This window comes from Streptomyces sp. NPDC008086, assembly GCF_042957325.1.
GTDB lineage: Bacteria > Actinomycetota > Actinomycetes > Streptomycetales > Streptomycetaceae > Streptomyces.
Window position 1 is genome coordinate 63,082 of record NZ_JBIBIA010000018.1, and the last position, 24,559, is coordinate 87,640.

The following is a 24,559-nucleotide window of genomic DNA, read 5'->3' on the forward strand; positions in this document are numbered from 1 at the left end:
AGCACCTTCCGGGAGCAACGCAGACCTCGCGCACCCCGCCCGGTGCCGGGAGCTTGGAAAAGCTTTGCCGAGCCTGAGGCCCAGGGGTCTCAGGAGGGGCTGCCCGGTGTCGGTACCGCCGGGTAGGGTGCGGACCCATGGGTGGCGAGAGCACGACACGTACGGCGCCGCGTAGCGGTGGCGCGAGCAGGGGCACGGCGGGCAGCCGGACCGGACAGCGGTTGTCCGGTCTGGCCGTGGCGCTGGGCCTGGTGCTGTTCCTGGGCGGGTTCGTCTGGGGAGCGGTGATCTACCTGCCGTACACCGTGCCCACCAGTTCGATGGCGCCGACGATCGGTGCGGGCGACCGGGTGCTGGCCCAGCGCGTCGACGGCGGCGAGATACGCCGGGGCGACGTCGTCGTCTTCACCGACAAGACCTGGGTGAGCAATGCGCCCGTCGTCAAGCGCGTGGTCGCGGTCGGCGGCGACACGGTGGCCTGCTGCACGAACGGCAAGCTGACCGTCAACGGCAAGCAGATCGACGAGCCGTACCTGGCCAAGGACGGCCTGGAAGACCTCCAGAACTTCCCCACGGTGACGGTCCCCAAGGGCAGGCTCTTCCTGCTCGGTGACGAGCGCAGCGGCTCTCTGGACTCCTCGGCCCACCTCACCGACGCCGCCCGCGGCACCGTGGCGCGCAGCGCGGTCTCGGCCCGGGTGGACGCCGTCGTCTGGCCGATGGACGGCATGCTGGAGCGCCCCACGAGCTTCGAACAACTCGGCGCGCTGTCGTCGCCGGGGCCGCTGCGGACGATGGTCGTGCTGATCGTCGTCGGCGGGGTACTCGTCCTCGGTGGCGGTGCGTACGGCCCGATCGCGAACCGGCGGAGCAAGCGGGCCCGACCGCGTGCGGAGGCCGCGAGTGTCCGCTGAGTCGACGGACACGGGCATGGACACGGGCATGACGCTTCACGGCGACTCCTACGAGGGTGGGCTGCGCAAGGTCGCCCGAGTCGTCCTCCTGGACCCGCAGGACCGCATTCTGCTGCTGCACGGCCACGAGCCCGAGGACCCCGCCGACGACTGGTGGTTCACCCCGGGCGGAGGCGTCGAGGGCGACGAGAGCCGTGCGCAGGCCGCGCTGCGGGAACTCGCCGAGGAGACCGGCATCACGGAGGTCGAACTCGGCCCCGTGCTGTGGCGGCGGATGTGCTCGTTCCCGTTCGCGGGCCGCCGCTGGGACCAGGACGAGTGGTACTACCTGGCCCGTACGAGGCAGACGGAGACCCGGGCCCTGGCGCTCACCGAACTGGAGCGGCGCAGCGTCGCCGGAGCGCGCTGGTGGACGTGTGAGGAACTTGCCCAGGCACATGAGACGGTGTATCCGACCAGACTCGCCGAGCTGCTGCGCACACTGCTCGACGAAGGTCCCCCCGCCCGATCCGTCACCCTTGACCCCGAAATTGTCTAGGTGCTGGCGGGACTGGCGCACAATGGTGGGATCGCACGGCTGAAGGGGAACATGCCATGAGCGCCGAGGACCTCGAAAAGTACGAGACCGAGATGGAGCTCAAGCTCTATCGGGAGTACCGCGATGTCGTCGGTCTGTTCAAGTATGTGATCGAGACCGAGCGCCGCTTCTACCTGACCAACGACTACGAGATGCAGGTCCACTCGGTCCAGGGTGAGGTGTTCTTCGAGGTGTCCATGGCGGACGCCTGGGTGTGGGACATGTACCGGCCGGCGCGGTTCGTGAAGCAGGTCCGCGTGCTCACGTTCAAGGACGTGAACATCGAGGAGCTGAACAAGAGCGATCTCGAGCTTCCGGGTGGATGACGCCCGGTGATCTTCACCCGCGGGGGTGAGGTAGATATCCACAGTCGCGGACTTGTCCACCAAGATCCAATAGCTCGCTGAGCTGCCCTCATCGTTGGCGCCGGAGGTGGTGCCGACATGAACGCACGCAGTGCACTCGGCAGGTACGGCGAGGATCTGGCCGCGCGGCGGCTGGCCGAGGCCGGGATGACGGTGCTGGAGCGAAACTGGCGCTGTGGCAGGACCGGAGAGATCGACATCGTCGCCAGGGACGGCGACGCGCTGGTCGTGTGCGAGGTGAAGACCCGCAGGACCAGCGGCTACGAGCATCCGATGGCCGCGGTGACCCCCGAGAAGGCGCAGCGCCTGCGGGGCCTCGCGGAACACTGGCTCCATGCGCACGGCGGCGCTCCACCCGGAGGCGTCCGCATCGACCTGGTCGGCATCGTCCTGCCTGACCGCGGCGCGCCCGTGGTCGAGCACGCGCGGGGGGTGGCCTGACATGGGGTTCGCGCGGACATGCTCGGTGGCCCTGGTGGGCGTCGAAGGAGTCGTCGTCGAGGTCCAGGCGGACCTGGAGCCGGGAGTCGCGGCGTTCACGCTGGTGGGGCTGCCGGACAAGAGCCTGACGGAGAGCCGGGACCGGGTGCGGGCGGCCGTGGTCAACTCGGGCGGCGAGTGGCCGCAGAAGAAGCTCACCGTCGGGCTCAGCCCGGCATCGGTGCCCAAGGGCGGCAGCGGCTTCGACCTGGCCGTCGCATGCGCTGTCCTCGGCGCCTCCGAGCGGATCGATCCGATGGTGCTCGCCGACATCGTGATGATCGGTGAGCTGGGCCTGGACGGACGGGTGCGTCCCGTCCGGGGCATCCTGCCCGCGGTGCTGGCGGCGGCGGACGCCGGCTACGAGCAGGTCGTCGTGCCGGAGTGCGCCGCGGCCGAGGCCTCGCTGGTCCCGGGCGTCTCCGTCCTGGGCGTGCGCAGCCTGCGCCAGCTCATCGCCGTCCTCGCGGACGAGCCCGTACCCGACGAGGAGCCCGACGACCAGGGCCGCCCCGATCCACTGCTCGCGGGACTGCGGATGCCGGGCACGGGCGCGGCCACGGGCATCCACAGCATCGGCGCCGCCCAGCCCGACCACGGGCACGACCTGGCCGACGTGGTGGGCCAGATGTCGGCGCGCACGGCCGTGGAGGTCGCCGCGGCAGGCGGGCACCACCTGTTCCTGGAGGGGCCGCCCGGCGCCGGCAAGACGATGCTCGCGGAGCGACTGCCGGCCATCCTGCCCCGGCTCGCCAGGGAGGAGTCACTGGAGGTCACGGCGGTGCACTCGGTGGCGGGACTGCTGCCCCCGGGCAAGCCCCTGATCGACGTCGCCCCCTACTGCGCCCCACACCACTCGGCGACCATGCAGGCGCTCGTCGGCGGCGGCCAGGGCGTCGCGCGACCCGGCGCGGTGTCCCTGTCCCACCGGGGCGTCCTCTTCCTTGACGAGACGCCCGAGTTCAGCGGCCAGGCCCTCGACGCCCTGCGACAGCCCCTGGAGGCCGGACACGTGGTCATCGCGCGCAGTGCGGGCGTCGTGCGCTTCCCCGCGAAGTTCCTGATGGTGCTGGCCGCGAACCCGTGCCCGTGCGGCCGATTCTCCCGGACGGACGAGACGTGCGAGTGCCCGCCCTCGGCGATCCGCCGCTACCAGGCCCGGCTGTCCGGGCCGCTGCTCGACCGGGTCGACCTCCGCGTCGAGGTGGACCGGGTCACCCGCGCCCAGCTGACCGAGCGCGGCGTCCGGGGCGAGCCCACCGCCAGGGTCGCCGACCGGGTGCGCGCGGCCCGTGAGCGGGCGTCGGCCAGGCTCGCCGGAACGCCCTGGCGGACCAACAGCGAGGTCCCCGGACGGGAGCTGCGCAACCGCTGGTACGCCGCGATCGGCGCCATGGACGAGGCGGAACGCAGTCTGGAACGCGGTGTGCTGACCGCCCGCGGACTCGACCGTGTCCTGCGCGTCGCCTGGACCGTCGCCGACCTCGTCGGCCACGACCGCCCCGACGCGACCGACGTCGCCCTCGCACTCCAACTGCGCACCGGCGTGCCACGTGGTGTGCCCATGGCCATCGGTGCGCTGACATGACGGGCAGCGAAACTCCGGACGACGAACTCCTCGGCCGGGTCTTTCTCAGCCGGGTCGTCGAACCCGGCGACGAGGTCGCCGGGCGGTGGGTGCGGGAGCACGGCGTGCGCGAAGTGGTCCGGCGGCTGCGGGAGGGGACGGAGGCCCTGCCGGGCGTGAGCTACAAGCGGTGGGACGGGCTGCGGGCACGGGGGCAGCGGGCCGATCCCGGTCGGGACCTCGCCGTCGCCCGGGAAGCGGGGGTGCGGTTCCTCTGTCCCGGGGACATCGAATGGCCGGGGCAGCTCGACGACCTCGGGGACGCCCGGCCGATCGGGTTGTGGGTGCGGGGGCGGGCCAGCCTGCGGATGTGGGCGTTACGGTCCGTGGCCGTCGTCGGGGCCCGGGCCTGCACCGAGTACGGCGCCCACATGGCGGCCACGCTGGCCGGCGAGCTCGCCGAACGGGGCTGGGTGGTCGTCTCCGGCGGTGCCTACGGCGTCGACGGGGCCGCACACCGGGGCTCCCTCGGCGCCGGGGGAGCGACCGTCGCCGTGCTCGCCTGCGGGGTCGACCGGCCCTATCCGCGCGGCCACACCCAGTTGATCAACAGGATCGCCGAGCAGGGGCTCGTGATCGGGGAGCTGCCGCCGGGGGAGCATCCGACGCCCAGCAGATTCATCGTGCGGAACCGGGTGATCGCGGCGCTGACCCGCGGCACGGTGGTCGTGGAGGCCGCCCATCGCAGCGGCTCACTGGTCACGGCCCGGGCCGCCCAGCGGCTCGGACGTCACACGATAGGGGTCCCGGGCGCGGCCACGAGCGGCCTCTCAGCAGGGGTGCACGAACTCCTGCGCGGTGACGCCGTGCTCGTCACCGACGCCGCCGAGGTCGTCGAACTCGTGGGCGACATGGGAGAACTCGCACCGGAACGACGCGGGCCCGTCCTGCCGCGCGATCTGCTGGAGCCGAGGGCGCGCAGAGTCCTGGCCGCGCTGCCCGGCCGACGTGCGGCCGGAGCGGACGAGGTGGCACGCGGCGCGCAGACCACCGAGGACGACGCGATCGCGAGACTGTACGAACTCCGCTCACTGGGTTACGTCGAACGACACGGCGACGGCTGGAAGTTGACACGCCAGGCGATGATCTCCGTTCGGGCCGGTCGCAGCGGCTGTTGACCGAGCGTGTTCGGCCGTACGGGGGAACACGGACACCCTTGTGAATTCCCCCAGTTGGGGTGTTCCGATGATCACGTAGAGCGACCGTGATGCCCCGGCGGGGCGTCCAGCGGAACGTATCTGCGTACGGCTGGTGCTCCGCCCTTCGCGCACCGCGACACCGCAGTCACGCTACGCTCACGTGAATTCCGACTCAGACCGGCACCTCGACACCGGAAGGACCCCAGAACGGCACCAGGGCGACATCAGACCGACAGCTCCTCCAGGAACCCCCACATCACGGCAGAACGGCACAAGGCAACGAATGCCCCAGCACACCTCCGGGTCCGACCGGGCGGCCATCCCCCCAGCCGCCCGTGACGGTGGCAGCGTGCGGCCGCCCGCTCCCTCGACGCTCGACGAGCTGTGGCGGTCGTACAAGGCGACGGGGGACGAGCGACTGCGCGAGCAGCTGATCCTGCACTACTCGCCGCTCGTCAAGTACGTGGCGGGCCGGGTGAGCGTCGGCCTGCCGCCCAACGTGGAGCAGGCCGACTTCGTGTCCTCCGGGGTCTTCGGGCTCATCGACGCGATCGAGAAGTTCGACATCGACCGGGAGATCAAGTTCGAGACGTACGCGATCACCCGGATCCGGGGCGCGATGATCGACGAGCTCCGGGCGCTGGACTGGATTCCACGGTCGGTGCGGCAGAAGGCGCGGAACGTGGAGCGGGCGTACGCGACGCTGGAGGCACGGCTGCGGCGGACGCCGACGGAGGCGGAGGTGGCCGTCGAGATGGGCATCGCGGTGGACGAACTCCACGCGGTGTTCAGCCAGTTGTCGCTGGCCAACGTGGTGGCCCTGGAGGAGTTGCTGCACGTCGGGGGCGAGGGCGGCGACGGGCTGAGCGTCATGGACACGCTGGAGGACACCGCCGCGGACAACCCGGTCGAGGTGGCCGAGGACCGGGAGCTGAGGCGGTTTCTGGCGCGGGCGATCAACACGTTGCCCGAGCGGGAGAAGACCGTGGTGACGCTGTACTACTACGAGGGGCTCACGCTCGCCGAGATCGGGAACGTGCTGGGTGTGACCGAGAGCCGGGTCAGCCAGATCCACACCAAGTCCGTACTCCAGTTGCGGGCGAAGCTGGCCGGCTTCGGTCGTTGACCTGGCGGGACGCGCGTGGGGTTGCGCGGAGTGACTCCCGTCGGCGGGGGTGCGTCCGTACAGTGGTTGACGTGCCAAGGATTCGAGCGGCCTCCGTGGCCGAGCACCGGTCGATGCAGCGAGCCGCCCTGCTGGACGCGGCTCGTTCCCTGTTGTCCGAGGGCGGGACGGAGGCGCTGACCTTCCCGGCCCTCGCCGAGCGCACGGGACTCGCGCGGTCGTCCGTGTACGAGTACTTCCGCTCCCGGGCGGCCGTGGTCGAGGAGTTGTGCGAGGTCGACTTCCCCGTGTGGGCCGCGGAGGTCTCGGCGGCGATGGAGCGGGAGGCCACGGCCGAGGGCAAGGTCGAGGCGTATGTGCGCCGGCAGCTCGCGCTGGTCGGGGACCGACGGCACCGTGCCGTCGTGGCGATCTCCGCGAGTGAGCTGGACGCGGGCGCCCGGGAGAAGATCCGGGCGGCGCACGGCGGGCTGGTCGCGATGATCGTCGAGGCGCTCCGGGAGATGGGGCACGCGGAGCCTCGGCTCGCGGCGATGCTATTGCAGGGCGTGGTGGACGCGGCCGTGCGGAGGATCGAGCTGGGGGCGGCGGAGGAGCCTTCGGCGATCACGGACGCGGCTGTCTCCATGGCGCTGCGGGGAGTTCGGGGCTGAACCCTGCGGTGCGCCCTGCCGGGCTGGGCGGGTGGTTGTGCTGCCCGGAGCTGGTGGGGGCCCCGGCGCTCGGAGTCTCGGCCGAGGTGCCACGCTGCCCGGCGCTGGTGAGCACCCGGCGTTGCGGCTGAACCCGGGGCGTCGCGGTGCCCGGCGCTCACGGGTGCCGCTGCGCCCACCCGTGCCGCCCCAGCGGCACGACTGCCCGCAGCTGGGGGCCTTGACTGCCTGGCGGTGGGTTGGTGCGGGCGTGGCTGGCTGGTTGTGGGTGCGGGCTCTCCGTGGGTGCGCCGGCGGAGTGGGGCGTGGGCCTTGGATGGAGGGGGCCCGGCCCTGGATGGGAGGCCCGGCCCTGGATGGGAGGCCCGGCCCTGGACGGGAGCCCGGCCTTGGATGGAGGGCCCGGCCCCGGATGGGAGCCCGGCCTTGGATGGAGGGCCCGGCCCCGGATGGGAGCCCGGCCCTGGCTGGAAGGCCCCCGTCTGGCCGGTGCCTGAGCCGTTCGTCAGGTGCGGTCGGTCATGTCGGCTACTACGGCAGGGGGACCCCCAGCACCGGCAGCAGTCTCGACGGCCCCCGGCGGAGTAGCCACGGGGGCAGGAGCGACAGCGGGTCCAGGTAGGTGTCGCCCTTTCGCAGGCCCCAGTGAACGCAGGTCGTCGTGCAGTGTGAGCCCGTCGGCTCCACCGTTCCGACGGGCTCGCCCGCCTCCACCTCGTCGCCCTCCTTCACCGTCGCCCGCACCGGCTCGTACGTCACCCGCAGCGGTGGATCTCCCGTGTCCGTCAGCTCCACGGACACGACGCCTTTCCCGGCGACGCGGCCAGCGAACGACACCCGTCCGGCCGCCACCGCTCGTACGGGCGTCCCGGCGGGCGCCGACAGGTCCACGCCGCGGTGGCCGGGGCCGTACGGGGTCGTCGGGGGTTCCCAGCCGCGGAGGATCGGTGGGTGTGAGCCCACGGGCCAGGCCCGGCCGACCGCAGGCACCGGCGGGTCCGGTGCCGCAGGGGGCGCGGTCATAGCGGTCGGGGTCAGTCGGGGGACCGGTGCCAGCAGGGCGGCCGCCGTCAGGAGCAGCAACAACATCAGCCGCCCCCAGGTCCTCGCCGCACCCGGCCATCGCTTCTCTCGCATGCCGCAACCGTCCCGCACCCCCGCTGATCACGACCGGGATCTGTGGACAACCCTCCGGTTGTGGACAGCGGCGTCACCCGGGGCCTCGCGGGTCCCGTACACTTCTTCTGGCGATCCGGGTCACCGGGTCGACTTCGCACGCCCCGACACGGCCACCGGAAACGGTCCGTGTCAGCGCCCCTCGGTCCTTCGTGGCACGGCGCATGTGGGCGTCAGGCGCGGAAGCCGTCCGGCATCCGCGGCACAACCGAGAACATTCAAGGAGAGCGGCCATGGCCGTCGTCACGATGCGGGAGCTGCTGGAGAGCGGCGTCCACTTCGGTCACCAGACCCGTCGTTGGAACCCGAAGATGAAGCGCTTCATCTTCACGGAGCGCAACGGCATCTACATCATCGACCTGCTCCAGTCGCTGTCGTACATCGACCGCGCCTACGAGTTCGTCAAGGAGACCGTCGCCCACGGCGGCACGGTCATGTTCGTCGGCACGAAGAAGCAGGCGCAGGAGGCCATCGCCGAGCAGGCCACCCGCGTCGGCATGCCCTACGTCAACCAGCGCTGGCTGGGCGGCATGCTCACCAACTTCTCGACCGTCTACAAGCGTCTGCAGCGCCTCAAGGAGCTCGAGCAGATCGACTTCGAGGACGTCGCCGCCTCCGGTCTGACCAAGAAGGAGCTTCTCGTGCTCTCGCGCGAGAAGGCCAAGCTGGAGAAGACCCTCGGTGGTATCCGCGAGATGCAGAAGGTGCCCAGCGCCGTCTGGATCGTGGACACCAAGAAGGAGCACATCGCGGTCGGCGAGGCCCGGAAGCTCAACATTCCGGTCGTCGCCATCCTCGACACCAACTGTGACCCCGACGAGGTCGACTACAAGATCCCGGGCAACGACGACGCGATCCGCTCCGTCACCCTGCTCACCCGCGTGATCGCCGACGCCGTCGCCGAGGGCCTCATCGCCCGCTCCGGCGTCGCCACCGGCGACAAGGGTGAGAAGGCCGCGGGCGAGCCGCTCGCCGAGTGGGAGCGCGACCTGCTCGAGGGTGAGAAGAAGGCCGAGGAGGCCCCGGCCGCCGCCGAGGCTCCTGCCGCCGAGGAGGCCCCCGCTGCGGAGGCTCCGGCCACCGAGGCTCCGGCTGCCGAGGCTCCGGCCGCCGAGGGCGAGCAGGCCTGACACCGTCAGCGTTGACGGCGGGAGCGGCATGAAAACCGCTCCCGCCGTTCACCCGTAGGTCCACGGGAGGTCGGCGGCACCGGCTACTCCATGGGAGCCGCAGACCCCGTAGATCTTCGATCTTCCAGACTTCGAGAAAGATTCACAGACTCATGGCGAACTACACCGCCGCCGACGTCAAGAAGCTCCGTGAGCTCACCGGCGCCGGCATGATGGACTGCAAGAAGGCGCTGGACGAGGCCGAGGGCAACGTCGAGAAGGCCGTCGAGGCGCTCCGCATCAAGGGCCAGAAGGGCGTCGCCAAGCGCGAGGGCCGCTCCGCCGAGAACGGCGCCGTGGTCTCGATCATCGCCGACGACAACTCCTCCGGTGTCCTCGTCGAGCTGAAGTGCGAGACGGACTTCGTCGCCAAGGGTGACAAGTTCCAGGCCGTCGCCACCGCGATCGCCGAGCACGTCGCGAAGACCTCCCCGGCCGACATCGAGGCCCTGCTCGCCTCCGAGATCGAGGCCGGCAAGACCGTCCAGGCGTTCGTGGACGAGGCCAACGCCAACCTGGGCGAGAAGATCGTCCTGGACCGCTTCGCGCAGTTCGCCGACGGCTTCGTGCTCGCGTACATGCACCGCACGATGCCCGACCTGCCCCCGCAGATCGGTGTCCTCGTCGAGCTGGACAAGCCGAACGCCGAGGTCGCCAAGGGCGTCGCCCAGCACATCGCCGCCTTCGCGCCGAAGTACCTCTCCAAGGAGGACGTGCCGGCCGAGGTCGTCGAGTCCGAGCGCCGCGTCGCCGAGGAGACCACCCGCGCCGAGGGCAAGCCCGAGGCCGCCCTGCCGAAGATCGTCGAGGGTCGCCTCAACGGCTTCTTCAAGGACGCCACGCTGCTCGGCCAGCCGTACGCGCTCGACAACAAGAAGTCCGTCCAGAAGGTTCTGGACGAGGCCGGTGTCACCCTGAAGCGCTTCTCGCGTATCAAGGTCGGCATCTGAGTCCGTGCCGCGATCGGCGCCCGGTCCCTATAGGGTCGAGGGCAGTCGTTGGCGGACTCCGTCACGCACGTGTGCGTGACGGACGACAGCAGATCTGACGAGGAGGCCATTGCCGCGCATGGGATGCGAAACACGCCCCAACCGGCAATGGCCTTCTTCGTATGTGCACCACGTAACAAAGGCGGGATCTCGATGACCACCAAGGCCCAGAAGAGCGACGACGGCAAAGTACGCGGCCGGTTTCTGCTGAAGCTGTCCGGAGAGGCCTTCTCCGGTGGCGGGGGCCTCGGCGTCGACCCGGACGTGGTGCACAAGATCGCCCGTGAGATCGCGGCCGTCGTGCGCGACGGCGCGCAGGTCGCGGTCGTCATCGGCGGCGGCAACTTCTTCCGCGGCGCCGAACTCCAGCAGCGCGGCATGGACCGGGCCCGCTCCGACTACATGGGCATGCTCGGCACCGTCATGAACTGCCTCGCCCTCCAGGACTTCCTGGAGAAGGAGGGCATCGACAGCCGGGTCCAGACCGCCATCACCATGGGCCAGGTCGCCGAGCCGTACATCCCGCTGCGCGCCGTGCGGCACCTGGAGAAGGGCCGCGTGGTCATCTTCGGCGCCGGCATGGGCATGCCGTACTTCTCCACCGACACCACCGCCGCCCAGCGTGCCCTGGAGATCGACGCCGAGGCGCTGCTCATGGGCAAGAACGGGGTGGACGGGGTCTACGACTCCGACCCCAAGCGCAACCCGGACGCCGTCAAGTTCGACTCCCTCGGCTACGGCGAGGTCATCACCCGCGACCTCAAGGTCGCCGACGCCACGGCGATCACCCTGTGCCGCGACAACAAGCTCCCGATCCTCGTCTTCGAGCTCCTCGCGGAGGGCAATATCGCCCGCGCCGTCAAGGGTGAGAAGATCGGCACACTTGTGGGTGAGCAGGGCGGTCGGGGCTGACGCTCCGACAACAAGCCCGTCCGGGGGACGGACGGGACGGACCCTGACCGGGGGATGGACAATGTCCTGCCGGTCGGGAACCGTGCAGGAAGAAGACGCGACGCAGCCGGCCGCCGCCCCCACCCAGGAACCGCAGCCGGGCCTTTTACTCAAGACACGCAGGAGCAAGTGGTGATCGAAGAGACCCTCCTCGAGGCCGAGGAGAAGATGGAAAAGGCCGTCGTGGTCGCCAAGGAGGACTTCGCCGCGATCCGCACCGGCCGTGCGCACCCGGCGATGTTCAACAAGATCGTGGCCGACTACTACGGTGCGCCGACGCCGATCAACCAGCTGGCTTCGTTCTCCGTGCCGGAGCCGCGCATGGCCGTCGTGACCCCGTTCGACAAGAGCGCGCTGCGCAACATCGAGCAGGCGATCCGCGACTCCGACCTCGGCGTCAACCCGAGCAACGACGGCAACATCATCCGAGTGGTGTTCCCCGAGCTCACCGAGGAGCGCCGCCGCGACTACATCAAGGTCGCCAAGGGCAAGGCCGAGGACGCTCGCGTGTCCATCCGCTCCGTGCGCCGCAAGGCCAAGGACGCCATCGACAAGCTGATCAAGGACGGCGAGATCGGCGAGGACGAGGGCCGCCGTGCGGAGAAGGAGCTCGACGACACCACGCACAAGTACGTCGCGCAGGTGGACGAGCTCCTCAAGCACAAGGAAGCGGAGCTGCTCGAGGTCTGATGAACGACTCTTCCTGGGGGGCACCGCCACAAGCCGGGCAGGCCGGGCAAGCCGGTTACTGGGGGGCCGCCGCGCGCGGACCTGTCCAGGGGGCTGCCCCGGCGGGTCCCGCGTACGATGCGCCTGAGGCGCAGCAGACTCGCCCCATGCCCATCGTGCCCGACGGACCCGCGTATGGCGGAGACCAGGATGACGACCGGGGGGCCGCTCGGCTGAGCGGCCCCTTGTTCCGCGAACAGCCGCCGCAGGCGCGGCCGTACGACTCGCCGCAGGCGCGGCCCTTCGAGGCTTCGCCGCAGAATCCGGAGCCCATGCCCGACGCCCCGCAGCCGGCGCCCCAGCCGCAGAAGAAGAACGCGGGGCGTGACCTGGGTGCGGCCATAGGAGTCGGTGTCGCGCTCGGTGTCGTGATCGTTGCTTCGCTGTTCGTCGTCAAGGCCGTGTTCGTCGGTGTGGTCGCGGTCGCCGTCGTCGTGGGCCTGTGGGAGCTGACCAAGCGGCTCGAGGAGCGCAAGGGCATCAAGGCGCCCCTGGTCCCGCTCGCGCTCGGTGGCGCGGCCATGGTGATCGCCGGATATGTCCGGGGGGCCGAGGGCGCCTGGGTGTCGATGGCGCTGACCGCGCTGGCCGTACTGGTCTGGCGGATGACCGAGCCGCCGGAGGGCTACCTCAAGGACGTCACCGCGGGCGTGTTCGCGGCGTTCTACGTGCCGTTCCTGGCGACGTTCGTCGCGATGATGCTGACCGCCGACGACGGCGCCTGGCGTGTCCTGACGTTCCTGCTCCTGACCGTCGTCAGCGACACCGGGGCGTACGCCGTCGGCTGGCGCTTCGGCAAGCACAAGCTCGCTCCGCGCATCAGCCCCGGCAAGACCCGCGAGGGCCTGCTCGGAGCGGTGAGCTTCGCGATGGTGGCGGGCGCGCTGTGCATGCAGTTCCTCATCGACGACGGCAGCTGGTGGCAGGGCCTGCTCCTGGGCCTCGCGGTCGCGGCCAGCGCCACGCTGGGCGACCTCGGCGAGTCGATGATCAAGCGGGACCTGGGCATCAAGGACATGGGCACCCTGCTGCCGGGGCACGGCGGGATCATGGACCGGCTGGACTCGCTGCTGCCCACGGCGCCGGTGGTGTGGTTGCTGATGGTGCTGTTCGTGGGGTCCGGCTGACGGCTGGGCCGGTCCGGAGAGACACACCGAGGAGCCCCCGTTCTTGCCGAGCGGGGGCTCCTCGGTTCTCGCCGTGCCAGGGGCACGTGCGACGTGCGCGATGGTGCCCGAGGTCGTCCGGTGGGACGATTCCGGTGTACGCCCTCACCGCACCGGCAAAGGGGGTCGTCATGGCCATCATCCGAGAAATCATCGACGTCGACCGGCCACCCGGCGAGGTCTACGCGTATATCACCGACCCGTCCCACCTGCCGGAGTGGCAGCTGAGCGCAGTCTCCGCCGAACAGCTCGACGAAGGGCCGATCCAGACGGGCTCGCGGGTCCGGGTCACCCGGCGCGTCGGCAACCGGCAGGTGCCGATGACCGTGCAGTTCGACGAGCTCGACCCGCCGCACAGCTGGGACCTGCACGGTGTCGACGGTCCCGTCAGGCCCCGTACCCACGGTGAGATCGAGCCGCTCGACGACGGTCGCCGCTCCCGCGTGACGATCGACATCGACTTCGAAGGGCACGGCCTCGGCAAGGTCCTGGTACCCCTGGTCGTCCGCCCGCAGGTCCGCAAGGAACTCCCGCGCGACGAGCAACTCCTCAAGGACAGGCTGGAACGCCCGGCCGACTAGCCGTACCGCGCCCGGGTCCGTGGTGGAAGGCGCTGCACCTGGACGCCCGCGGGGCCCCTTCGTGGACCTGGAATTCCGTCGCAAGTTGATCTGCGACACTGGTACAGCCATGCCTAAGCCCGGAGAACTCACTTTCGTCGCCCCGCGCGGAGCCAAGAAGCCGCCGCGGCATCTTGCCGATCTCACGCCCGGTGAGCGTAAGGACGCTGTCGCCGCGATCGGGGAGAAGCCGTTTCGTGCCAAGCAGCTCTCGCAGCACTACTTCGCGCGGTACGCGCACGAGCCGGAGCAGTGGACCGACATCCCGGCCGGTTCGCGGGACAAGCTCCGCCAGGAGCTGTTTCCCGAGCTGATGACCGTCGTACGGCATCTGTCGACGGACCAGGGCGACACCCGCAAGACGCTGTGGCGGCTGTTCGACGGGACGCTCGTCGAGTCGGTGCTGATGCGGTATCCGGACCGGGTGACGATGTGCATCAGCTCGCAGGCCGGGTGCGGGATGAACTGTCCGTTCTGCGCCACGGGGCAGGCGGGTCTCGACCGGAATCTGTCGACCGCAGAGATCGTGCACCAGATCGTGGACGGGATGCGCGCGCTGCGGGACGGCGAGGTCCCCGGGGGGCCTGCGCGGCTGTCCAACATCGTCTTCATGGGGATGGGGGAGCCGCTCGCCAACTACAACCGGGTCGTGGGGGCCATCCGGCGGCTCACCGATCCCGAGCCGGACGGGCTGGGGCTGTCCCAGCGCGGGATCACCGTCTCGACCGTCGGGCTCGTGCCGGCCATCCACCGGTTCGCCGACGAGGGCTTCAAGTGCCGGCTCGCGATCTCGCTGCACGCGCCCGACGACGAGCTGCGCGACACCCTCGTCCCCGTGAACACGCGGTGGAAGGTGCGTGAGGTGCTCGAAGCCGGGTTCGAGTACGTCGCCAGGAGCGGACGGCGGCTGTCGATCGAGTACGCCCTGATCCGGGACATCAACGACCAGGCCTGGCGTGGTGACCGGCTCGGGCGGCTGCTCAAGGGCAAGCCCGTGCATGTCAATCTCATTCCGCTGAACCCGACTCCGGGATCCAAGTGGACCGCCTCCCGGCCCGAGGACGAGAAGGCGTTCGTCGAGGCCATCGCCGCGCACGGTGTGCCGGTGACGATCCGGGACACCCGTGGTCAGGAGATCGACGGGGCCTGCGGTCAGCTCGCGGCCACCGAGCGGTAATCTGAGCGCGTACACCCGTACGTACATCTTCATATTCCGACAGGGGAGCGCCACAGCGCTGAGAGTGCGGCAATCGGGCCGCAGACCCTCTGAACCTTGCCCAGGTCATTCTGGGTAGGAAGTTCGGTCATCACTCAAGCTGTTGCGCCCTGCCCGGGAGCCGAAGAGGCTCCCGGGCAGGGCCGCGTCTCTTCCTGGTCAACCCCAGGAGGAATCAAGTGAGCATCACCCGGAAGGCCACGGTCTTCGCCGTCGGGCTCGGCCTCGTCACGCTGTCCGCGTGCGGCTCGTCCGACTCCGGCAGCGGCAACTCCGAGGCCGAGAGCAAGACCGTGACCCTGGTCAGCCACAACTCGTGGGCCGTCTCCAAGGGCGTCCTCGCCGCGTTCGAGAAGCAGTCCGGCTACAAGGTCAAGGTCCTGGAGGACGGCGACGCCGGCCAGGCCGTGAACAAGGCGATCCTGACCAAGGACAACCCCCAGGGCGACGTCTTCTTCGGCGTCGACAACACCCTTCTCTCGCGGGCACTCGACAACGACCTGTTCCAGTCCTACGAGCCGAAGGGCGCCGACAGGATCGAGGCCCGGTACCGGGCCGACCAGGATCAGCACCGGGTCACCCCGATCGACACCGGCGACATCTGCGTCAACTACGACAAGGCCTACTTCAGCGAGCACGAGCTCGCCCCGCCGACGTCGTACGCCGACCTGGTCAAGCCCGCCTACAAGAACCTCCTCGTCACCGAGAACGCCTCCACCTCCTCGCCCGGCCTCGGCTTCCTGCTGGGCACCGCCGCCGAGTACGGCGACGGCGGCTGGGAGGGCTACTGGAAGAAGCTCAAGGCGAACGGCGTGAAGGTCGTCGACGGCTGGGAGCAGGCCTACAACGAGGAGTTCTCCGGTTCCGCGGGCGGCAAGAAGGCCAAGGCCGACCGGCCGCTCGTCGTGTCGTACGCCTCCTCGCCGCCCGCCGAGGTGATCTACGGCGACCCGAAGCCGACGACGGCGCCCACCGGGGTGGCCGAGGGCACCTGCTTCCGGCAGGTCGAGTACGCGGGCCTGCTCAGCGACGCCGGGAACACCGCCGGTGGCAAGGCGCTCCTCGACTTCCTGCTCACCAGGACGTTCCAGGAGGACATGCCGCTCAACATGTTCGTCTACCCGGTGGTGGAGGGCGCCAAGGTGCCCGAGGAGTTCACGAAGTACGGGCGGCAGGCCAAGAACCCCGAGACCATGGACCCGGCGAAGATCGCCGACAACCGTGACGACTGGGTCAAGTCGTGGACCTCGCTCGTACTGAAGTAAGGGCCCCGCGAAAGAGGGGCGCGGCGGTGCGGCTCGGCCTCATCGCCGTGCCTGTCGCGTTCTTCGCGGTCTTCTTCGCCTACCCCGTCGCCGCGATCGTGGCGCGCGGTCTCCAGGTCGACGGGGTGTGGCAGTTCGGGCGGATCACGGACGTCCTCGGGCAGTCCGACATCCGGCACGTCCTGTGGTTCACCACCTGGCAGGCGCTCGCCTCCACCGCGTTGACCCTGCTGATCGCGCTGCCCGGTGCGTACGTCTTCGCCCGCTTCGAATTCCCCGGCAAGCAGGTCCTGCGTGCCGTCGTCACCGTCCCGTTCGTGCTGCCGACGGTCGTCGTCGGTACGGCGTTCCTCGCGCTCCTCGGCCGCGGCGGACTCCTCGACGAGCTGTGGGGCGTACGGCTCGACACCACCGTGTGGGCGATCCTGCTCGCGCATGTCTTCTTCAACTACGCCGTCGTCGTACGGACGGTGGGCGGGCTGTGGTCCCAGCTCGACCCGCGGCAGGAGGAGGCTGCGCGGATGCTCGGGGCGTCCCGCTTCAGGGCCTGGCGGACCGTCACCCTGCCGGCCCTCGGGCCCGCCGTGGCCGCCGCCGCGCTCATGGTCTTCCTGTTCACCTTCACCTCCTTCGGTGTGGTGCAGATCCTCGGCGGCCCGACCTTCTCCACCCTGGAAGTGGAGATCTACCGGCAGACCTCGGAGATCTTCGACCTGTCCACCGCCGCCGTCCTGACGATCATCCAGTTCCTCGCGGTGGGCGCGATCCTCGCCGTGCACGCCTGGACGGTACGGCGGCGGGAGAGCGCCCTGCGTCTGGTGGATGCCTCGGTCACCGCGCGGCGGCCGCGCGGGGCGGGGCAGTGGGCGCTGCTGGCCGGGGTCCTGGCCGTCATCGTCGTACTCCTTCTGCTGCCGCTCGCCGTGCTGGTGCAGCGGTCGCTGGACGCCCCGGACTTCGGCTACTACCGGGCGCTGACCAGCGCCGACGGCGGGGTCTTCCTCGTCGCGCCGATCGAGGCGATCGGCAACTCCCTCCAGTACGCCGTCGTCGCCACGCTCATCGCGGTGCTGGTCGGCGGACTGGCGGCGGCCGCGCTGACCCGGCGGGACGCGGGACGGTTCGTCCGGGGATTCGACGCGCTGCTGATGCTGCCGCTCGGGGTGTCCGCGGTGACGGTCGGCTTCGGGTTCCTGATCGCCCTGGACGAGCCGCCGTTGGACCTGCGTGGCACCTGGATCCTGGTGCCGCTGGCGCAGGCGCTGGTCGGGGTGCCCTTCGTCGTACGGACCATGCTGCCCGTGCTGCGGGCCGTGGACCAGCGGCTGCGCGAGGCGGCCTCGGTGCTGGGGGCGTCGCCCTGGCGGGTCTGGCGTGAGGTGGATCTGCCGATGGTGCGGCGGGCGCTGCTGATCGCGGCCGGGTTCGCCTTCGCGGTGTCGCTCGGCGAGTTCGGGGCGACCGTGTTCATCGCCCGGCCCGACAACCCGACGCTGCCGGTCGCCGTGGCCCGGCTGCTGGGGCGGGCCGGCGAACTCAACTACGGCCAGGCGATGGCCCTTTCGACGGTGTTGATGGTGGTGTGCGCGGTGGCGCTGCTGGTGCTGGAGCGGCTTCGTACGGATCGGACGGGGGAGTTCTAGATGGCACAGGGTCCGCAGGGTCTGTTGAGTCTGGCGGGTGCGACCGTACGGTTCGGCGGGCGGCCCGTGCTGGACCGCGTCGACCTCGACGTCGCCGAGCACGAGATCGTGTGTGTGCTCGGGCCGAGCGGCAGCGGCAAGTCGACGCTGCTGCGGGCGGTGGCGGGGCTGCAGGCGCTCGACGCCGGGCGGGTGTCGCTCGACGGGCGGGACCAGGCAGCCGTGCCCGCGCACAGGCGGGGCGTGGGGCTGATGTTCCAGGACCATCAGCTGTTCCCGCAGCGCGACGTCGGCGGCAACGTGGCCTTCGGGGCGCGGATGCACGGCGCCTCGAAGGGCGAACAGGTCGAGCGGGTACGGGAGTTGCTGGACCTGGTCGGGCTTCCGGGCGCCGCCCGACGTGCCGTGGCGTCCCTCTCCGGCGGGGAACAGCAGCGGGTGGCGCTGGCCCGGGCGCTCGCGCCCCGGCCGCGGCTGCTGATGCTGGACGAGCCGCTGGGACAGCTCGACCGCTCGCTCAGGGAGCGGCTCGTCGTCGAACTCCGGGAGCTGTTCGGACGGTTGGGCACCACAGTGCTGGCCGTGACGCACGACCAGGGCGAGGCCTTCGCGCTGGCCGACCGGGTCGTGGTGATGCGGGACGGGCGGATCGCCCAGAGCGGGACGCCGCTGGAGGTGTGGCAGCGGCCCGTGGACGAGTTCGTGGCGCGCTTCCTCGGGTTCGACAACGTGGTCGAGGGCACCGTCGCCGGGGAGGCCGCGGACACGCCCTGGGGCAAGCTTGCGGTGGGCGACGGCGCCGCACAGGGGCCGCGGACGCTGCTCGTACGGCCGGCCGGCGTACGGCTCGTGGCCCCCGACGCGGGACTGCGCTGCACGGTCACCGCCCGCACCTTCAAGGGCACGCACGTCGCCGTGCACCTCCAGCCGGAGGGCGCGCCGCGCCTCGAGGCGGCATGCGCGCTGCGGGACGCGCCCGGGGTCGGGGACGCGGTCGGGGTGGAGTTCGACGCGGCCGAAATTGTCATGCTGGGCTGATCGTCCGACACATAGGGTGCGAGACATGATGCCGCTCCCGCACGATCGCTACTGTGACGAAATCGCCCATCAGGTCGGCCTGTTGAGGGCCGTGGTGACCTCCGGCGCCGACCTGTCCGCCACCGTGCCGACCTGCCCGGACTGGTCGCTGGAACAGCTCGTACGGCACACCGGCGGCGCCCTGCGCTGGGTCGAGCTGCTGGTGCGGAAGCGGGCGCAGGAGGAGGTCGCGGAGGAGCAGGTGCCCGAGGCGGGCGGCCCCGAGGGCGAGGGCGACGCCGCCGCGCTGGACGCCTGGCTCGCGGAGACCGGCGAGATGGTCGTCGCCGCGCTGCGGGAGGCCGGCCCGGACGCCAAGGTGTGGAGCTGGACCGGGGTGTGCAACGCCGGGTTCTGGGCCCGCCGTATGGCCCACGAGATCACGATCCACCGCGCGGACGCGACCCTCGCCGCCGGACTGCCGTACGAGGTGGCGCCGGACATCGCCGCCGACGCGATCGACGAGTGGCTGGAGATCGTGGAGTGGGCCCAGCGGACGCTGCCGGACGATCCCTCGCGGGAGCTGCGGAGGCCGGGCGGCAGTATTCATCTGCACGCCACCGACGGTCCGGCTGACGTGAATGCGGAGTGGCTGATCGACCTCTCCGAAGACGTCATCGGCTGGCGGCGCGGCCACGAGAAGGCGACCGTCGCGCTCCGCGGCACGCTCACCGCCGTGCTCCTGGCCTTCTACCGTCGACTGCCGCTGGACAGCCCGGAGTTGGAGGTCCTCGGCGAGCGGGAGTTGCTGGAGTTCTGGCTGGAGCGGGCGACCTTCGGCTGACAGGCGAGTGGCCCGCCCCCGGGAACGGGGACGGGCCACAAGGGTGTTGCTGTGCGGGCGGGTCAGCGGTCGCTGCTCGCCCCGCGACGGCGCAGGCCGAAGAAGACCGCGCCGCCACCGACGGCGACCAGGGCGACCGCGATGCCGGCGATCAGGCCGGTGTTGGAGTTCGCACCGGTCTCGGCGAGGTTGGAGTCGTCGCTCGCCGGGGACGGGGCGCTGCTGGCCGTGTCCGCGGGGGCGGTGCTCTCGCTCTCCGAGGGAGTCGGGGTCGGGGAGTCGGTCTCCTCGGCCGGGGTGGACGCGGAGTCCGACGGGGTCGGGGTGTCCGACGGGGCCGGCGGCTCCTCCTCGTCCTTCTTGCAGGCCGTGGACGGCGTCGTCAGGTTCGGCTTGATGTCCTCGTCGACATAGCCGGCGGCCTTGATGTGGACGCGGTACTCGGCGTCCGGCTTCCAGTTCTCCTCGAAGGTGATGGTGACACCCTCGCGCGAGCCCTTGACCACCTGCTCGCCGACCTTCTTCAGGTCGGCGCCGTTGTTCTGCAGGAAGACGCTGACGGTCGCCGGGACACCGCTGGGGTCGACGTCGGTGACCGTGATGACACCCTTGTCGCCGTCGCACTTGGCTTCGGCGGAGAATTCACTGATGTTGCACGCGAGCGCGTTGCCCGCGAGGCCGAGCGCGAGCGCGGCCGAGGCGGAGGCAACACCAAGAGCGCGCACGGAACGCGCGACAGTACGGCGGTTTATGGACACTTTTGTCCTTACGAGTTGCATCACTGAGGGGGGTTGAACGAGGCGGCGATGTGACATCACCGTCCCCACGAGTCTCACAGGTTTATAAGCGTGGCATAAGCAGTGTCAACGCATATGCCGCCCACGATCGTTGGCTTTGCCCTCTTATTAATCGCTGAGACGTTTCAGCGCCGCCGGAGCCTCCTCGATCCGGTCGACCAGGGCGATACGGGACTCCATCGACCGCTCCCGGGCGAGGGCCTGCAGCAGCGGCCAGGTCGGCAACTTCTCCGTCCAGTGGGCCCTGTTCACGAGCACCATCGGGGTCGGCTCGCCGCGCGACTCGTAGTAGTTCGGCGTGGCGTTGTCGAAGATCTCCTGCACGGTGCCGGCGGCCCCCGGCAGGAAGACGACGCCGGCGGTCGAACGGGCCAGGAGGCCCTCCTCGCGGGTGGCGTTGGCGAAGTACTTGGCGATGTGGGAGGCGAAGGGGTTCGGCGGCTCGTGGCCGTAGAACCAGGTCGGGATGCCGACGGAGCGGCCGCCCCTCGGCCAGCGCGCACGGACCTCGAAGGCGGCCCTCGCCCACTCGGTGATCGACGGCGTGAACAGGGGTGCCTTCGCCAGCAGTCGGAGGGCGTCGGTGAGCATCTCGTCGTCGTACGGGGCGGCGTACGCGCCGAGGTTGGCCGCCTCCATCGCGCCGGGACCACCGCCGGTGGCGACCGTGAGACCGGCACGGGCCAGCTCCCGGCCGAGCCGCGCGGCACCCTCGTACGCCTCCGTGCCGCGCCGCATCGCGTGGCCGCCCATGACGCCCACCACCCGCGCTCCGGCGAGGAGTTCGTCCAGCGCGTCCGACACGGAGTCGTCGTGGACTGCGCGGAGCATGGAGGCGTAGACGTCGCCGTCGGACCTGGTCCGCTGGAACCAGGCGTAGGCGAGGGCGTCGGGCGTGTTCTCGTAGCCGTCCGGGCCGTCCGTCAGGGAGGCGAAGAGCTCGTCGGGGGAGTAGACCAGACCCCGGTACGGGTCGAAGGGCAGACCCGGGACCGGCGGGAAGACGAGGGCGCCGTCCGTGCGGATCTTGGCCGCGGCCTCCTCGCGCATCGGGCAGCCGAGGAAGAGGGCGCCCGCGGCGCTGGTGGTGAGCAGTTCGCGCGTACGGTCCGTCAGATCGACGGCCTGGACACGGAATCCGGCGAGGGAGCCACGCGCCGACACGGTCGCGTCGAACTCCTCGAGCGTCTCTATCTCACGGTCGTCGTGGTGGGCCGCATGGGCGGGCATCGTCTGCACCCGCCCATGCTAGGCACCCTGGATGGAACGCCCCGCGTCAGCCCTCGATGGCCGACGGGTCCATCCAGACGACCTCCCAGGTGTGGCCGTCGAGGTCGTCGAAGGCGCGGCCGTACATGAAGCCGTGGTCCTGGGTCTCGCCGGTGACGGAACCGCCCGCGGCCAGCGCCTTGTCGACCAGCTCGTCGACCTTCGCGCGGCTCTCGGCGCTCAGCGCGATCAGCACCTCGCTGGTCTTCGTCGCGTCCGCGATCGGCTTCTTCGTGAACTGGGCGTACTTCTCGTGGGTGTGCACCATCGCCACGATGGTTTCGCTGATCACGACAGAGGCCGTCGTGTCGTCGCTGAACTGCTCGTTGATCGAGTAGCCCAGCTCCGTGAAGAACTTCTTCGAGGCGTCGAGGTCGTTCACGGGCAGGTTGAGGAAGATCATCTGCTGGTACGCGGGGGCGGTCATCTTGGTCTCTCCCATCGGGGTGCCTGCTGTTTGATGGGGTAGACCGGGGGTCCGGGCGGAACTCATCGCCGGACGGAGATTTTTTTCGTACGGGTTTTCCCGCGGCTCTCTCAGCGTGCCAGAGGCAGCGCGGCCAGCTCGGCCACGATCAGGGTGAGCGGGCAGAAGAAGGCGAGCAGGGCGCCGGCGCGCAGGGCAGCCGCGCTGCGCAGCAGCGTGGTGGGGGCGCCGAGGCGGAGCAGCGCGGCCGTGGTGTCGGCGCGGGCCTGCTTGGCCTCCACGGCGGCCGTGAGCAGCGTGGCCACGGTGCAGCCGGTGACCAGGACGGCGCCGAGGGTGGTGAGGGGGCCGACGGCGGCGGTGGCCGCGGGGGCGGACAGCGTGGCCATGGCGTACGCCGCGGAGGCCACGGCGCAGACCACGCCGAGCGGGCGGCCGATGCGGGTGGCCTCCTCCATCAGGACCCGGCCCGCTAGGAGACGTACGGCGCCCGGGCGTACGGACTGCAGGAGCCGGCCGCAGAAGTGGGTGAGGCCGGGGGCGGCGAGGGCCAGCCCGAGAGCGGCCAGGAGCCAGCCGGCCAGGACGCCGGCGGGGCCGGTGGGCAGGGCGGAGGGCAGGGTGAGGGCGCCGGTCGCCGCGCGGGCGGCGTAGGCCTCCACGGCCAGGCCCCCGGCGAGGATGGCGATGCCCCAGGGGAGGCCGGCGGGGGGTTTGCGGGGGGCCGGGAGGTGGGCCACAGGGTCCGGCGCCGCGGCCGTCTCCTCGGCCGCGGTCGGCGTGGCGGGGGGTGTGGTGGTCGCAGCGGCGGCCTGCGTGCCGGTCGGAGTGGCGGCCTGTGTGACGGTCGGCGTGGTGGGCGGTTCGCTTTCCGGCCCCGGCTCCGGCCCCGGCTCGACGCCGCCCTTCTCCGGGGCCCCGCGCCGTCGCGCCCCGAAGCGCCCGTACGCCCCGAACGTCTCCCGCGCCACCGCCCTGCCGTACGCCCCGAAGCGGCCGTACGACCTCCCCTGGGCGCCCCGTGCCCCGGAGGGCCGGGGTTCCTTCGGGCGCAGGGTGAGGGCCACCGTCGTCGACGCGGTCGCCGGGACCAGGGTCAGCAGGGTCAGGGCGGCCGGCAGGGGGAGGGGGGCCTGCGCTGCCAGGAACTGCGCGGCCGCGCCGTCGAAGGGCATGCCGGTCAGGTCGCCGCGCAGATGGAGGAAGACCAGCAGGGCGAGCATCGAGCCGAGGGTGCAGGACAGGGCCGTGGTGGTGGCCGAGACCAGCATCAGGCGGGCCGGGCCGAGGCCGATCGCCGCGAGGCCGGGGCGGGGGGTGGTGCCCGGGTCGGTGCGGGCCACGGCCACCGCGAGGTGGATCGTCGCGGCCAGCGGGGGCAGGCACCAGGCCAGGCGCAGGATCGACGCGCCGGGGTCGGCGTGGGACAGCGCGTAGGCGAGCGCGCACAGCAGCAGGAAGCCCGTGCCCGCCGAGGCCGCCGCCACGAGCAGACGGCGCAGCTGTACGGCGGGCTGCGCGATTCGGGTCAGACGGAGAGCGAGCACGCCGCCCGGCCTTCCGTCGCGGTGACCGGCGGTAGGTGCACCGTGTTGACGCGCCGTCCGTCGAGGAGGGCGATGGTGCGGTCGGCGAAGGCCGCGTTCTCCACGTCGTAGGTGGTCAGGACGACGGTGATGCCGTGCGAGCGGGCCGCTGACGTCAGGGTGCGCAGGACGTGGGCGCGGTCGGCGCGGTGCAGCGGGGCCGTCGGTTCGTCGGCGAACAGGACCGTCGGCGAGGGGGCGAGCGCCCGGGCGATGCAGACGCGCTGCCGTTCGGCGTGGATCAGCTGGTGCGGGCGCTTGCGGGCCGACTCGCCGACGTCCAGGCGGTTCAGCCACTCCAGCGCGGCCGTCTTGGCGCGGCGGCGGCTGGTGCCGCGCAGCATCAGGGGGAGGGCGGCGTTCTCCCAGACCTTCAGCTCGGGGACGAGCGTCGGGGTCGGGTCGATCCAGGTGAAGCGGTCACGGCGGAGCCGTTCGCGGGCCAGCGGGCCCATGGTGTGCACCGGGACGCTGTTGAACCAGACCTCGCCGCGCACCGGCGTGACCAGGCCGGACAGACACCGCAGGAGAGCCGTCTTGCCGCTGCCGCGCGGGCCGGTGACGGCGAGGATCTCGCCCTCACGCACTCCGAGCGAGACCCCGCCGAGCGCGGGGGAGCCGTCGTGGTGCGTGAAGTGCAGCGCGCGTGCCCAGAGCACGTCGTTGTCCGGCGGAGCCTCCATGGGCGTACACCTCGTCAGATCCGTAGTTCCCGTGCCGTTCCCCCGTGCGGGGGAACGAAGACAGGGCCGATCGGTTACCAGGCACGCTAAGGATCCGGGACCGGAACGAGGGACAGCACGCGGCGGGTGGT

The 24,559-nt window shown here is 71.0% G+C and carries 25 protein-coding genes and 1 riboswitch; of the genes, 19 read left to right on the forward strand and 6 right to left on the reverse strand.

Translation table 11 applies throughout. From position 1 onward, the window contains the following. Positions 1-137: 137 nt before the first annotated feature. The 8 genes from lepB to ACFZBP_RS40340 all read left to right on the forward strand — a co-directional run bounded on the left by lepB (position 138) and on the right by ACFZBP_RS40340 (position 6,881). Positions 138-914: a signal peptidase I gene (lepB, locus tag ACFZBP_RS40305; protein ID WP_391420897.1), complete on the forward strand. Its 777-nt coding sequence runs from the start codon at positions 138-140 to the stop codon at positions 912-914. Positions 915-942: 28 nt separating this feature from the next. Continuing rightward, positions 943-1,452 carry an NUDIX hydrolase gene (locus ACFZBP_RS40310; RefSeq protein ID WP_383454089.1) on the forward strand — a complete coding sequence of 170 codons (510 nt, stop codon included), beginning with the start codon at positions 943-945 and terminating at the stop codon, positions 1,450-1,452. Between the two features lie 56 nt (positions 1,453-1,508). Beyond that, positions 1,509-1,817, forward strand: a complete 309-nt coding sequence (locus ACFZBP_RS40315) for a DUF2469 domain-containing protein (protein ID WP_003965949.1) — start codon at positions 1,509-1,511, stop codon at positions 1,815-1,817. A 117-nt stretch (positions 1,818-1,934) separates the two neighbouring features. Beyond that, complete coding sequence (locus ACFZBP_RS40320; protein WP_391420898.1) at positions 1,935-2,297, forward strand: YraN family protein; 363 nt, start codon at positions 1,935-1,937, stop codon at positions 2,295-2,297. Position 2,298: 1 nt separating this feature from the next. Further along, complete coding sequence (locus tag ACFZBP_RS40325; protein WP_391420899.1) at positions 2,299-3,924, forward strand: ATP-binding protein; 1,626 nt, start codon at positions 2,299-2,301, stop codon at positions 3,922-3,924. Continuing rightward, positions 3,921-5,081 (forward strand): DNA-processing protein DprA, encoded by a 1,161-nt coding sequence (dprA, locus tag ACFZBP_RS40330; RefSeq protein ID WP_383454080.1) that lies wholly within the window; start codon positions 3,921-3,923, stop codon positions 5,079-5,081. The genes ACFZBP_RS40325 and dprA overlap by 4 nt, the downstream gene beginning before the upstream one ends. Positions 5,082-5,385: 304 nt before the next feature. Next, positions 5,386-6,228, forward strand: coding sequence for an RNA polymerase sigma factor WhiG (gene whiG / locus ACFZBP_RS40335; RefSeq protein WP_003997555.1), 843 nt, complete (start codon positions 5,386-5,388; stop codon positions 6,226-6,228). Between the two features lie 95 nt (positions 6,229-6,323). Next, positions 6,324-6,881, forward strand: coding sequence for a TetR/AcrR family transcriptional regulator (locus tag ACFZBP_RS40340; protein ID WP_234763389.1), 558 nt, complete (start codon positions 6,324-6,326; stop codon positions 6,879-6,881). 531 nt (positions 6,882-7,412) lie between these two features. Here ACFZBP_RS40340 and ACFZBP_RS40345 read toward each other — a convergent pair. Continuing rightward, positions 7,413-8,018, reverse strand: a complete 606-nt coding sequence (locus ACFZBP_RS40345; protein ID WP_391420900.1) for a peptidoglycan DD-metalloendopeptidase family protein — start codon at positions 8,016-8,018, stop codon at positions 7,413-7,415. Positions 8,019-8,290: 272 nt separating this feature from the next. Here ACFZBP_RS40345 and rpsB point away from each other — a divergent pair, with 272 nt between their 5' ends. The 11 genes from rpsB (at position 8,291) to ACFZBP_RS40400 (ending at position 19,666) form a co-directional block, all read left to right on the forward strand. Then, positions 8,291-9,187, forward strand: coding sequence for a 30S ribosomal protein S2 (rpsB, locus tag ACFZBP_RS40350; RefSeq protein ID WP_391420901.1), 897 nt, complete (start codon positions 8,291-8,293; stop codon positions 9,185-9,187). 152 nt (positions 9,188-9,339) lie between these two features. Further along, positions 9,340-10,176, forward strand: coding sequence for a translation elongation factor Ts (gene tsf, locus ACFZBP_RS40355; RefSeq protein ID WP_383454069.1), 837 nt, complete (start codon positions 9,340-9,342; stop codon positions 10,174-10,176). Positions 10,177-10,368: 192 nt separating this feature from the next. Then, positions 10,369-11,127 (forward strand): UMP kinase, encoded by a 759-nt coding sequence (gene pyrH / locus ACFZBP_RS40360; RefSeq protein ID WP_062723113.1) that lies wholly within the window; start codon positions 10,369-10,371, stop codon positions 11,125-11,127. 171 nt (positions 11,128-11,298) lie between these two features. Then, a complete protein-coding gene (gene frr / locus ACFZBP_RS40365; RefSeq protein ID WP_147994035.1) occupies positions 11,299-11,856 on the forward strand; it encodes a ribosome recycling factor in 558 nt (185 codons plus the stop codon). Then, on the forward strand, positions 11,856-13,022 hold the full coding sequence (locus tag ACFZBP_RS40370; RefSeq protein ID WP_391420902.1) for a phosphatidate cytidylyltransferase: 1,167 nt from the start codon (positions 11,856-11,858) through the stop codon (positions 13,020-13,022). The genes frr and ACFZBP_RS40370 overlap by 1 nt, the downstream gene beginning before the upstream one ends. A 170-nt stretch (positions 13,023-13,192) precedes the next feature. Then, positions 13,193-13,642 carry an SRPBCC family protein gene (locus tag ACFZBP_RS40375; RefSeq protein ID WP_391420903.1) on the forward strand — a complete coding sequence of 150 codons (450 nt, stop codon included), beginning with the start codon at positions 13,193-13,195 and terminating at the stop codon, positions 13,640-13,642. Positions 13,643-13,751: 109 nt separating this feature from the next. Then, complete coding sequence (gene rlmN, locus ACFZBP_RS40380) at positions 13,752-14,858, forward strand: 23S rRNA (adenine(2503)-C(2))-methyltransferase RlmN (protein WP_383454060.1); 1,107 nt, start codon at positions 13,752-13,754, stop codon at positions 14,856-14,858. A gap of 31 nt (positions 14,859-14,889) precedes the next feature. Further along, positions 14,890-14,997, forward strand: a riboswitch (TPP riboswitch). A gap of 79 nt (positions 14,998-15,076) precedes the next feature. Next, the gene (locus tag ACFZBP_RS40385; RefSeq protein WP_391420904.1) at positions 15,077-16,162 is read left to right on the forward strand and encodes a thiamine ABC transporter substrate-binding protein; all 1,086 of its coding nucleotides are present in this window, start codon (positions 15,077-15,079) and stop codon (positions 16,160-16,162) included. Beyond that, positions 16,138-17,805: an ABC transporter permease subunit gene (locus ACFZBP_RS40390; RefSeq protein ID WP_391420905.1), complete on the forward strand. Its 1,668-nt coding sequence runs from the start codon at positions 16,138-16,140 to the stop codon at positions 17,803-17,805. Before ACFZBP_RS40385 ends, ACFZBP_RS40390 begins: the two co-directional genes overlap by 25 nt. Further along, complete coding sequence (locus ACFZBP_RS40395; protein WP_391420906.1) at positions 17,806-18,843, forward strand: ATP-binding cassette domain-containing protein; 1,038 nt, start codon at positions 17,806-17,808, stop codon at positions 18,841-18,843. Positions 18,844-18,868: 25 nt separating this feature from the next. Further along, entirely contained in the window at positions 18,869-19,666 is a 798-nt protein-coding gene (locus ACFZBP_RS40400; RefSeq protein WP_391420907.1) for a maleylpyruvate isomerase N-terminal domain-containing protein, read from the forward strand. Between the two features lie 62 nt (positions 19,667-19,728). Here the strand turns inward: ACFZBP_RS40400 and ACFZBP_RS40405 are convergent, their stop codons facing one another. The 5 genes from ACFZBP_RS40405 to ACFZBP_RS40425 all read right to left on the reverse strand — a co-directional run bounded on the left by ACFZBP_RS40405 (position 19,729) and on the right by ACFZBP_RS40425 (position 24,428). After that, positions 19,729-20,445, reverse strand: a complete 717-nt coding sequence (locus tag ACFZBP_RS40405) for an LAETG motif-containing sortase-dependent surface protein (RefSeq protein ID WP_383454456.1) — start codon at positions 20,443-20,445, stop codon at positions 19,729-19,731. 126 nt (positions 20,446-20,571) lie between these two features. Then, positions 20,572-21,702 (reverse strand): LOG family protein, encoded by a 1,131-nt coding sequence (locus tag ACFZBP_RS40410; RefSeq protein ID WP_391420908.1) that lies wholly within the window; start codon positions 21,700-21,702, stop codon positions 20,572-20,574. A 37-nt stretch (positions 21,703-21,739) separates the two neighbouring features. Then, on the reverse strand, positions 21,740-22,159 hold the full coding sequence (locus tag ACFZBP_RS40415; protein ID WP_383454454.1) for a VOC family protein: 420 nt from the start codon (positions 22,157-22,159) through the stop codon (positions 21,740-21,742). Between the two features lie 110 nt (positions 22,160-22,269). Further along, on the reverse strand, positions 22,270-23,706 hold the full coding sequence (locus ACFZBP_RS40420; RefSeq protein WP_391420909.1) for a hypothetical protein: 1,437 nt from the start codon (positions 23,704-23,706) through the stop codon (positions 22,270-22,272). Then, on the reverse strand, positions 23,688-24,428 hold the full coding sequence (locus ACFZBP_RS40425) for an ATP-binding cassette domain-containing protein (protein ID WP_391420910.1): 741 nt from the start codon (positions 24,426-24,428) through the stop codon (positions 23,688-23,690). Before ACFZBP_RS40425 ends, ACFZBP_RS40420 begins: the two co-directional genes overlap by 19 nt. Between the last annotated feature and the right edge of the window lie 131 nt (positions 24,429-24,559).